We start from the raw sequence: 11,845 nt of genomic DNA, 5'->3' as shown, positions 1-11,845 counted from the left end.
GAAAACGGCGCCGAAGGAAAACCCTTCGACGCCGTAAATCAACTCCGTTTCCGGATGGCTGCGCAAGATGGTCACATGATGTGCATGGTGACTGGCTTTTCATGCTCAAGATCGACCGAAACGGTCAGGTAGCCCAGCGGATCCTGTGGCAGGCCCGGCGTCGCGACCGGCTCCGAAGCGGTCGGCATGGCATGGAGGTCGTTGGCCACCGTGACAGAGTCGCTGGTCGGCGCATGGGCTTCCAGGTAGCGCGACAGCACATCCTCGACGCTGCCCTGACCCTCCATCATCGACAGCGCCATCCGCGCGTCGCCGTGATCCACCGTCGCCACCGTCTGGTGCTGCTCGGCGGTCGTCAGCATCATCGGCACCACATCGGCGGTAAATGACACCGAGTGGTCCACCGACAGTGCGGCGACCGCCGCGCTCGGGAAGACCGGTGCCACGCCGTTGTTGGCGATATCGATCGCGACATCCAGCCGCGCCGTCGAAACCTGCCCGTCGGGTTGCACGATCTGGTACGTGAAGCTGTCGATCGGATCGGCGGCGGCATAGGCGACCGGGGTCGTCGGCTGATAGGTGTAACGCCCCACCTCGTCGATGGTCAGCGAACCATGCGCACCGGCCAGGGTCAGGCCCGCATCGCCGACATCGACGAAGCTGCCGCCGACCAGCAGCTTGATGCCCAGGAACGGGGTGCCCAGCGTGTCGTTGGCCAGCACGTTGCCGCTGACCGGCGTCGAACCGGTGAAGGTGAACTGGTCGAGCCGGGTCACCGTCTCCCCGACAAAGACACTGGTCGTATAGGCGCCGCCCAGCGGATTGGTGCTGCTGACGGTGTAGTTGTACGTACCTGCCGCCAGGTTGGGGATCGTCACGCTGTAGCTGGCGCCGACCAGGCCACCGACCCCGGCGACTGCCGTGCCGTTGGCCGTGCCGACGACCGCCCCCGCCGAATTGGTGACGGTGAAGGCGACGCTGGGCAGGACCGACAGTCCGGGTGCGATTTCGGCGCGTAGCGTGACGTTGGCCAGGCTGTTGGCATCGACCGTGAAGCTATCGACGGTCTGGCCCGTCTGCGGTCCGCTGAGCAGGCTTGCGGTGGGGGTGCCGAATGTCGTGTCGAGCACGGGCGGCAATGTCTGGACGACGTTGACGAAGGTCGCGCTCGCCGTCGCCACGTCGTCCACCGCGACCGGTGAGCCCGTGACGTCCGGGCTGCCGATATTGATGGTCAGCGTGGCGCTTTCCCGCTCGTTATCGCTGGCGTCGAGCAGCGTGTAGGTGAAGCGATCCGTCTGGCCCACTACATCGGCATTGGCGTTGGGCGTGTAGTTGTAGGTGCCGTCCCGGTCGATGATCAGTGTCCCCCACTGGCCGGTGACGACCGTGTCGTCGGCCGTCACACTGGTGGTGACGCCGTTTACGGTAACGCTTTCGACGCGAGTCTGCGGGCTGACGACGTCGACCTGGCCGCCCGGGCCCGGATCGGAGATGACGTTGCCGTTCGTCACCGCCGGCGCAACCTGGCCGACATCGGTGAAGTCGGAGTCGACCCCGGTGACGCGCAAGCCCCCGACCAGCCCGACCCCCGCCGTACTGTCGAAGGTGACGAACGCCCGGTACTGGCCCGGATCCAGATCGGCGGCGGCAACCAGGTCGCCACCCAGCAGGCCGACCTGCAACAGCGTGGTGTTGCCGCCACCATTGACCGCGACCCAGTTGGTCCCGTCGAAGCGCTGGAGCACCACCGAATAGCCGCTGGCGGCGCCCAGCGACAGGGTGGCGTCATAGGTGAAGGTGGTGGCCAGCGTATGACCCGGATCGACCGTGAACTGGACGTTCGGGATGGCCAGCACCTGCGCGTCCACATTGACCAGGCCCAGCGAGGCGAGCGCGGTATAGTTGGCGTTGCCCAGCGTCTCGTTGGTCTGGACGGGGACCAGGTCGACCGTGGCGGAGGCGACATTGTCGAACGCGCTGATGTCGAACGGCGCGGTGATCGCCACGCTGGTCGAGACGTTGCCCGCCCCGTCGCGCAGGCCGATATCCAGCGTCTGGCCCGCCACCTGCGGGCTGAGCAAGGTGACGGCATAGACGCCGCCCGCCGCGACCGTGCCGGTGCCGATGACCGTGCCCCCAGCGTTGCGAACCTCGACCGTCGTCCCGGTTTCGCCGGTGCCGGTGACGATCGTGCCCGTGCCGTTGATCGCCGCGGTCGGGGCGGCGGGCGGCGTGATGTCGGGCGCGTTCGCGACGATCTGGGGCGAGGGGTTCCCCGCCGGATCGACCTGGGTCACGCTCAGGACCTGGCCATTGGCCTGCGCAGTGGTCAGCGCGGCGGTATAGGCACCGTTCACGTCGACGACTGCGGTGCCGACAAGCTGGCCCTGCGGATCGAGGATGCGCACCGTCGCGCCCGCCTCGCCCGTGCCGGTCACCACCGTCCCGACGCCGTTGACCAAGGCGGTCGGCACGGCGGGCGGGGTGATGTCAGGCGCCGCCAGCGGGATGGGGGTGGACGTGTTGCCGGTCGCATCCGCCTGCACCACGCTCAGTGCCTGGCCATTGGCCTGCGGCGTGGTCAGCGTGACCGCATAGGTGCCATCGGTCGCCACCGTGCCCGTGCCGATGGCGTTGCCCAGCGTATCGCGGACCGTGACGGTCGCGCCCGCCTCGCCGGTGCCGCTGACGATCGTGCCGACGCCGTTGATGACGGTGGTCAGCCCGACCGGTGCGGTGATGTCGGGGGCCGGTGCTTGCGCCGCGGGCGAGACATTGCCTGTCGGATCGGCCTGGGTCAGGGTCAGGAGCTGCCCGTTGGCCTGGGCGGGGTTGAGCGGCGCGGTAAAGCTGCCGTCACCCGCCACCAATATGGTGGCGATGATCGTGCCTTCGGGCGCGCGGATGGTGACGGTGGCCCCCGCCTCGCCGGTGCCGGTCAGCGTCGTGCCGTCGCCCGACACGATGCCCGCCGGGGCAAGCGGTGCGGTGATATCCGGCGCGGTCAGCGGGATGGCGGGCGAAGTGTTGCCCGTCGCATCCGCCTGCGCGACGCTCAGGGCCTCGCCATTGGCCTGCGGGGTGGTCAGCGTGACCGCATAGGTCCCGCCCGCCGCGACGACGACGGTGCCGAGCGGATTGCCCAGCCCATCGCGGACCGTGACGGTCGCGCCCGCCTCGCCGGTGCCGCTGACGATGGTCCCCGCGCCGTTGATCGCGGCGGTGAGGCCGACCGGCGCGGTGATGTCGGGTGCCGATGCCTGCGCGACGGGCGAGACATTGCCCGTCGGATCGGCCTGGGTCAGGGTCAGGAGCTGGCCGTTCGCCTGGGCGGGGTTGAGCGATGCGGTAAAGCTGCCGTCACCCGCCACCAGCGCGGTGCCGATGATCGTGCCGTCGGGGGCGCGGATGGTGACGGTGGCTCCCGCTTCGCCGGTGCCGGTCAGCGTCGTGCCGTCACCCGACACGGTGCCCGCCGGGGCAAGCGGTGCGGTCAGGTCCGGTGCGGTGACGGTGGCCGGGGCGGCGACATTGCCCGCCGCATCCGCCTGCGTCACCTGAAGTAACTGGGCGTTGAGCTGCGGCGTCGTCAGGATGGCGGTGTAGGTGCCATTCGCCGCAACGGTTGCGGTGCCGATGACGGCGGCGTTCGGATCCCGGATGATGACGGTTGCCCCCGCTTCGCCCTGGCCGGTGACGATCGTGCCTGCGCCGTTGATCGCGGCGGTCAGGCCGACCGGCGCAGTGATGTCGGGTGCCGGTGTCTGTGCGACGGGCGAGACATTGCCGGTCGGATCGGCCTGGGTCAGGGTCAGGACTTGGCCGTTCGCCTGCGCCGGGGTGAGCGGTGCGGTAAAGCTGCCGTCCGCTGCCACCAGCGCGGTGCCGATGACCGCGCCGCCGGGCGCGCGGATGGTAACCGTGGCGCCTGCTTCGCCGGTGCCGGTCAGGGTTGTGCCGTCACCCGATACGATGCCCGCCGGAGCGAGCGGGGCGGTGATATCGGGCGCGGTCAACGCGATGGGGGCCGAGCCGTTGCCCGCCGCATCCGCCTGGACCGCCTGCAGCAACTGGCCATTGGCCTGCGGCGGGGTCAGGATCGCGGCATAGGTGCCGTCGGTCGTCACGGTCGCGGTGCCGATGATCGTGTTGGTCGCATCGCGGATGGTGACGGTCGCCCCCGCTTCGCCCTGGCCGGTAACGAGCGTTCCGGCGCTGTCGATCGCCGCGGTCAGGCCGACGGGCGCGGTGATGTCGGGTGCGGCGACGGCTGTCACCGGCGAGGTGTTGCCCGCCGGATCGGCCTGGGTCAGTGTGAGCGCCTGGCCGTTGGCCTGGACGGGGGAGAGGGGGGCGGTGAAGCTGCCGTCACCGGCCACCTGCGCGGTGCCGATCACGGTGCCCACCGCATCGCGGACGGTGACGGTCGCGCCCGCCTCGCCGGTGCCGGTCACGCTCGTCCCGTCGCCCGCCACCTGGCCGGTGGGGGCGAGCGGGGCGGTCAGGTCGGGCGCGGTCAGCGCCGCGCCGGGCGAGACATTGCCCGTCGCATCCGCCTGCACCACGGTCAGGGCCTGGTTGTTGACCTGGGGCGTGCCGAGGACGACCGCATAGGCGCCCGTGGCACCGACCGTCGCCGTGCCCAGCACCGCGCCATTGGTGTCGAGGACCCGCACGGTCGCGCCGATCTCGCCGGTGCCGCTGACGACGGTGCCGGTGGCATCGATCGCCGCCACGGGAATGGCGGGCGGCGTCAGGTCGGGCGCGATCGCAACGGCGGGGGGTGAGACGTCGCCCTCGGCATCGGTCTGGGTCACGCGCACGGTCTCGCCATTCAACTGCGGCGTGGTCAGCGTCGCGCTGTAGCTGCCATCGGCGGCGACGGTGCCGGTGCCGATGACCGCGCCGCTGGCGTCGCGCACGGTGATGGCGGTGCCCGCCTGGCCGGTGCCGCCGACGCTGGCGCCGTCACCGGCGACCGTCGCGGTCGGGGCCAGCGGCGTGTCGTTGGCGATGAGGTCGGGCGCGGTGGCGTTGCCTGCTTGCGAGACATTGCCCGCCGCATCCGCCTGGGTCAGCGACAGGATCTGGCCGTTGGTCAGCGGGGGCGACAGCGTCACGCCGAAGCTGCCGTCCGCGCCGACCGGCACCGTGGCGATGACCTGGCCGACCGGGTCGGTGATCGTGACGACCGCGCCGACCTCGCCGGTGCCGGTCAGCTTCGCGCCATCGGCCGACACGCTGGCGACCGGCGGCGCGGGCGGGGTGCGATCGAGCGCGATGACGGTGGTCGAGGGCGACGAATTGCCCGCCGCATCGGCCTGGACGACGTTCAGCACCTGGCTGTTCAGCTGTGCGGCGGACAGGGCGACGGCATAGGCCGCCTGGCTGCCGATCACGCCGGTGCCCAGGATGGTGCCGTCGGCGGCCCGCACGGTTACGGTCGCGCCGACTTCGCCGGTGCCCGACACGATTCCTCCGGTCGCCTCCAGCGTGGCGGCCGGCGCGGCGGGGGCCGTGATGTCGGGAGCCGGAGCATTGGCGACCGGCGAGACATTGCCCGCCGCATCGGTCAGCGTCGCGCCGACCGTCCCGCCATTGGCCTGGGCCGGGCTGAGGGCGACGGTGAAGCGGCCGTCCGCACCGACCGTGCCGGTGCCGATCACCGTTCCACCCGCATCGCGCAGCGTGACCGCCGCACCGACCTCACCGGAGCCGCTGGCATTGGCACCGTTCGCATCCAGGGCAAAGACGGGGGCTGCGGGTGCGGTGATGTCGGGCGCCGTCGCCGGCGTGGGGGGAGCGGTGTTTCCGGTCGTATCGGCCTGCGTCACCTGAAGCTGCTCGCCATCGACCTGCGGGGTGGTCAGCGCCACCGCATAGGCTCCGGTCGTGCCCGCCGTGCCGGTGCCGATCACCTGTCCCGCCGGATCGCGTACCGTCACGGTCGCGCCCGCCTCCGCCTGGCCGCTGACGACCGTGCCGGTGGCGTCGACCGTCGCGGTCAGCCCGATCGGCGCGGTCGTATCGGTGGCGGTCAGCGACAGGGCGGGCGAGACATTGCCCGCCGTATCCGCCTGCACGACGGCCAGCGTCTGGCCATTCGCCTGCGGCGCGGACAGCGCGACGGTGAAGGCCCCGCCCGCGTCGACGACGGCGGTGCCCAGCACGGTGCCGTCGGCGGCGCGGACGGAGACGGTCGCGCCCGCCTCCCCGGTGCCGATGACCTGCGCGCCGTCTGCCGACAGCGTGCCCACCGGGGCAAGCGGTGCGGTCAGGTCCGGTGCGGTGGTCGTGGCGGGGGCGGAGACATTGTTCGCCGCATCGGCCTGTGTCACCTGCAACACCTCGCCATTGCGCTGCGGCGTGGTGAGAATCGCGGCATAGCTGCCATTCTGGTCCACCGTGGCGGTGCCGATGATCGCGCCGCCGGGGTTGCGGATGGTGACGGTCGCCCCCGCTTCGCCCAGGCCGGTGACGATCGCGCCGTCGCCACTGATCGCGGCGGTCAGGCCGATCGGCGCGGTGATGTCGGGCGCGAGGACGGTGACGCTTGGCGAGGCATTGCCCGCCGCATCGCTCTGCGCGATCTGAAGGGTCTGGCCATTGGCCTGTACCGGGTTCAGCGTGACGGAGAAGTTGCCGTTGGCATCGATCAGTCCGCTGCCCAGCACGGTGCCGTCGGCGGCGCGCACGATCAGCGTCGCACCCGCCTCGCCGGTGCCCGCCAGCGTGGCGCCACTGTCTACGACCGATCCGGTCGGGGCGAGCGGCGCGGTGGTGTCGGGCGCAAGGACATTGGCGGGGGCCGAGACGTTGCCTGCGGCATCCGCCTGTGTCGCCTGGAGCGTCTGGCCATTGGTCTGCGCGGGGGTAAGCGTCGCGGAGTAGCTGCCATTGGCGGCCACGGTGGCGGTGCCGATGATGGTCCCTGCGGGATCACGGATGGTGACGCTGGCGCCAGCCTCACCCGTGCCCGAGACGATCGCACCGTCGCCACTGATCGCGGTGGTTAGGCCGATGGGGGCGGTGATGTCGGGGGCGAGGACGGTGACGCTTGGCGAGGCATTGCCCGCCGCATCGCTCTGCGCGATCTGGAGGGTCTCGCCGTTGGCCTGCACCGGGTTCAGCGTGACCACGAAATTGCCGTTGGCATCGACCAGTCCGCTGCCCAGCACGCTGCCGTCGGCGGCGCGCACGATCAGCGTCGCGCCCGCTTCGCCGATGCCGACCAGGGTCGCGCCATTGTCGATGACCGATCCGGTCGGGGCGATCGGCGGCGTGATATCGGGTGCGATGACGTTGGCGGGGGCCGAAACATTGCCCGCCGCGTCGGCCTGTGTCGCTTGTAGCGTCTGTCCGTTGGCCTGTGCGGGGGTAAGCGTCGCCGAATAGCTGCCATTGGCGGCCACGGTGGCTGTGCCGATGATGGTGCCTGCGGGATCGCGGATCGTGACGCTGGCGCCAGCTTCGCCCGTGCCCGAGACGATCGCGCCGTCACCGCTAATCGCGGCGGTCAGGCCGGTGGGTGCGGTGATATCCGGCGCGAGCAGCCCCGTGTCGGGTGAGGCGTTGCCGCCACGGTCGGTCTGGTTCAGCGTCAGCGCCTCGCCATTGGCCTGGGCCGGGGTGAGGGTCGTCGAGAAGCTGCCGTCGGCCGCCACGGTCGCGGTGCCGATCACCGCGCCGCCGGGGTCGCGCACGGCGACCGTGGCGAAGGGTTCGCCGGTGCCGGTGACGATGCTGCCATCCGCAGAGATCGTCGCGACGGGGGCACCCGGCGCGGTGATGTCGGGTGCCGCGACATTGCTGGCAAGCGAGACGTTGCCTGCCGGGTCGGTCTGGTTGGCGGACAGTTGCTGCCCATTGGTCTGCGGCGTGGCCAGTGTCACGGCATAACTGCTGTCGGCGGCGACCACGGCCGTGCCCAGCAACGTGCCGTTGCCATCGACGATACGCACGGTCGCACCGGGCTCGCCATTGCCATAGACGGATGCGCCGTCGCTCGACAGCGTGGCGAGCGGCGGGGCGGGGGGCGTGATGTCGGGAGCGGTCAGCGCGACCGGGGGCGAGACATTGCCCGCCGCGTCGCTTTGCGTGACGCTCAGCGCCTGTCCATTGGCCTGCGCGGTGGCCAGCGGCGCGGTGTATCCGCCCTGGGCATCGACCGTGGCCGTCCCGATGACGGTGCCTGTCCCGTCGCGGACCTGGACGGTGGCGCCCGGCTCACCGGTGCCGGTGATGCTGGCGCCATCGCCCGCGACGCTCGCGGTGGGCGCGCCTGGGGCGACCAGATCGGGGGTCGGCGCGGTCGCGGGGGGCGAGGTGTTGCCTGCGGCATCGCTCTGCGCGACGGACAGGGTCTGGCCGTTGGAGGCTCCGGCGGGCAGCGTGACGCTGAAGCTGCCATCGGCCGCGACCGTGGCGGTGCCGATCGGCTGGCCCGCCGCGTCGCGGACCTGGACCGTCGCCCCGGCTTCACCGGTGCCGGTCAGCGTCGCCCCATCCGCGCTCACCGCCACCACCGGGGCGGCGGGGGCGGTGATATCGGGCGCGCCGATATTGGTGGCGGGCGAGGCATTGCCCGCTGGATCGGCCTGCGTCACGGTCAGCGTGCCGCCATTGGCCTGCGGCGTGGTCAGCGGCAGAGTGTAGCCGCCGTTCGTGCCGACAGGGGCGGTGCCGAGGACTTGCCCGCCTGCGTCGCGCACCGTCACGGTCGCGCCGGGCTCGCCGGTGCCGGTGACGGTGGTGCCGTCGCCCGAAATCGTGGCGGTCGGCGCGACCGGCGGCGTGATGTCGGGAGCCGCGACCGTGGTCGTGGGTGAGGTATTGCCCGCTGCGTCGGTCTGGGTGACGGTCAGGGTGCCGCCATTGGCCTGCGGCGTGGTCAGCGGCAGGGTATAGCTGCCGTTCGTGCCGACCTGCGCAATGCCGAGCGCCTGTCCGCCTGCGTCACGCACCGTCACGGTGGCGCCCGGTTCACCGGTGCCGGTGACGATGGTGCCATCGCCCGCGATCGTTCCCGTGGGCGCACCCGGGGCGACCAGATCGGGGGTCGGTATGGTCGCGGGGGGCGAGGTGTTACCTGCGGCATCGCTTTGCGCGACGGACAGGGTCTGGCCGTTGGAGGCTCCGGCGGGCAGCGCGACGCTGAAGCTGCCATCGGCCGCCACCGTGGCGGTGCCGATCGGCTGGCCCGCCGCGTCACGGACCTGGACCGTCGCCCTGGCTTCACCGGTGCCGGTCAGCGTCGCCCCATCCGCGCCGACCACCACCACCGGGGCGGCGGGGGCGGTAGTGTCGGCGACGGCAATAGTGGTCGCTGGCGAGTTGTTGCCCGCCGGGTCCGCCTGGGTGACGGTCAGCGTGCCGCCATTGGCCTGTGGCGTGGTCAGCGTCACGCTATAGCCGCCGTTGGCAGCGACCGGCGTCGTACCCAGGACCTGCCCGCCCGCATCGCGCACCGTCACGGTCGCGCCGGGCTCTCCGGTGCCGATGACGGTCGTACCGTTGCCCGTGATCGTCGCGGTCGGGGCAACCGGCGGCGTGGTGTCGGGGGCACTGACGGTGGCGGCCGGGGAAACATTGCCCGCCGGGTCGACCTGCGTCACCGTCAGCGTGCCGCCATTGGCCTGCGGCGTGGTCAGCGGCAGCGTGTAACTGCCGTTCGAGCCCACCGTCGTGGAACCCAGCGGTTGCCCGCTGGCGTCGCGGACCGTGACGGTCGCACCGGGCTCGCCGGTGCCGGTGATCGTCGTGCCCTGGCCATTCACGGTAGCAGTCGGGGCGGAGGGGGCGGTCATATCGGGCGCATTGACGGTGGCGACGGGGGAGGTGTTGCCCGCCGGGTCGGTTTGCGTGACGTTCGCGGGCTGGCCGTTGGTCTGGGGCGTCGTGACCGGGATGTTGAAGCTGCCGTCAGCACCGACGGTGCCGGTGCCGATCACATTGCCCTGTGGGTCGGTTACCCGGATTGTCGCGCCCGGCTCGCCCCGTCCGGTGACACTGTCGCCACGCGCGGTGAAGCCCGCGGTCGGCTGGCCCGGCGCCTGTGCGTCGCCCTTGTCGGAATCGTTGCGACCCTTGCCGCCCGACACCGCCGCGATCAGGCCGCCGATGCCCGCTGCACCCAGCACCGCAGGCAGGATGAAGCCGCCCCCCCGATCATGGGTGTCGTTCGCGGTCCCCATCAGGTCGTCGATGTCGCGGATCGCGGTGAAGCGGCCCGAGCCGCTGGACGAGGGGTGGGCCAGCCATTGCCCACCCTGCTGGTCGCGCAGCACCAGGTCGCTGTCGCCGCCCTTCTGCTCGCCATAGAAATGGTCGACGCGGATCGTCTGGCCATCGGTCAGGCGGATGACCAGGTCGTCGCCTTCGCGCACCATCGTCGCGATCCGGGAACGGTCGAGGTCGAGCCGGACGACGCTGGGGGAGCTCAGTTCGATGAGGTCGCCATTGGCTGTCGTCGACGCGCCGGTCGCCTTTGCGATGATCTGGGTCTGCATGGCCTGTTCCTCCCATTATCGTATCGATACGATCCGGCACGACGGCCGGGCGGGGGACCGCGCTCATGGTGATTCCATGCAACCGCAGGACGTCCCCCTTTGTGACGATCGAAACGTCAGGATTTGGGAGGATGATGCCGAAATTCCGTTTTCGGAGCTGATACAGTTGGTTAGCGCATGATAACGACCCACCCGGCGTGCGGGTGGGCAGACGATCGTCAGCGGCGGGATGGACGCCCTGCCGTCAGGATCGGGGCTTCCGCGTCGGTCATGCGGATCGAGCGTATCGTGCCGTCGGGGGCATAGTCCACCCGGTCGATCGCGACGACCCGCTCGCCCTGGAAGGGCCCCGGACCGGGCCCGCGGTCCCAGCGGTGATAGACGATCAGGGTGCGACCGTCCGGCGTCGTCACGAAGCTGTGATGGCCCGGCCCCTGATGTGCCCCGTCGCTGGTCAGGATCGCCCCGCGATACCGCCAGGGCCCGACAGGCGACGGGGCTGTAGCGTAATGGACGGAATAATCCGGTCCGTTGAACCGCCCATGGCTATAGGACAGGTAATAGGTTCCGTTGCGTTCGTGCAGGAACGCACCCTCGGTGAATTGCGGCGGCGTGACGACCTTCACCTCGCGCGAGATCGAGATCATGTCGGATTTGAGTTCCCATACGCGCAGCGTCGCGCCTGCGCTGCCGCCCGCATAGAGATAGATTTTTCCCGACCGGCGATCCTGAAAGACCATCGGGTCGATCGCCTCGAACCCCTTGCCGCCGGTGACCAGCGGGCGGCCGCTGTCGCGGTAAGGGCCCTCGGGCCGGTCGGCGATGGCGACGCCGATCCGGCTGGGCGTCGGGTTTTGCGGTCCGACCGAATAATAGAGATACCATTTGCCGCCCCGCGTCGCGACGCCGGGGGCCCAGAGGAAATGCTCGCGCGCGCCGTCGTCCTCGATCCACTTGATCTGGTCGCGCCGGATCAGTTCGCCGCGCGGCCGCCAAGTCTTGAGGTCGCGGCTGGAAAAGGCGCCGAAGCGATCGGCGGCCCAGCTTCCCCCCGGTCCGCCGGTCGGAAAGATCCACATCTCGTCGCCGATCATCACCGCATGCGGGTCTGCCCCCTCGAATTGCGGGTTCCGGGCCATCACCGATCCGGTCGCGGCGAGCGCCAGCGCGGCGGCGATACAGGAAAACGGCCTCATCCTCATCCTCTCCTCGAAACGGGTGCTCTCATGTCCGGCCCCTGGTTCGCGGCAGACATCACTTGATAAGTCCGACTTTTTCAAGAACATTCCACCCCAGCGAGGAAATGGACCGGGACAAACCACCGGCCATTCAGC

General features: G+C 70.7%; 2 protein-coding genes. Both read right to left on the bottom strand.

All coding sequences use genetic code 11. The annotated features are described in order from the left end of the window. Positions 1–71: 71 nt before the first annotated feature. Positions 72–10,511: a BapA/Bap/LapF family large adhesin gene (locus SOM26_RS09995; RefSeq protein ID WP_320452566.1), complete on the bottom strand. Its 10,440-nt coding sequence runs from the start codon at positions 10,509–10,511 to the stop codon at positions 72–74. Between the two features lie 218 nt (positions 10,512–10,729). Further along, the gene (locus SOM26_RS09990; RefSeq protein ID WP_320452565.1) at positions 10,730–11,707 is read right to left on the bottom strand and encodes a family 43 glycosylhydrolase; all 978 of its coding nucleotides are present in this window, start codon (positions 11,705–11,707) and stop codon (positions 10,730–10,732) included. Positions 11,708–11,845: the final 138 nt, after the last annotated feature.

Source organism: Sphingomonas sp. CFBP8993, from assembly GCF_034044895.1.
In the GTDB taxonomy this organism is placed as follows: Bacteria; Pseudomonadota; Alphaproteobacteria; order Sphingomonadales; family Sphingomonadaceae; genus Sphingomonas.
Note: the sequence above shows the minus strand (reverse complement) of the source record. Positions and strands in the feature narration are given on the sequence as shown.

Coding starts and splice junctions, on each gene's coding strand:
- SOM26_RS09995 (WP_320452566.1), bottom strand. CDS start 10,511: ATGCAGACCCAGATCATCGCAAAGGCGACCGGCGCGTCGACGACAGCC.
- SOM26_RS09990 (WP_320452565.1), bottom strand. CDS start 11,707: ATGAGGCCGTTTTCCTGTATCGCCGCCGCGCTGGCGCTCGCCGCGACC.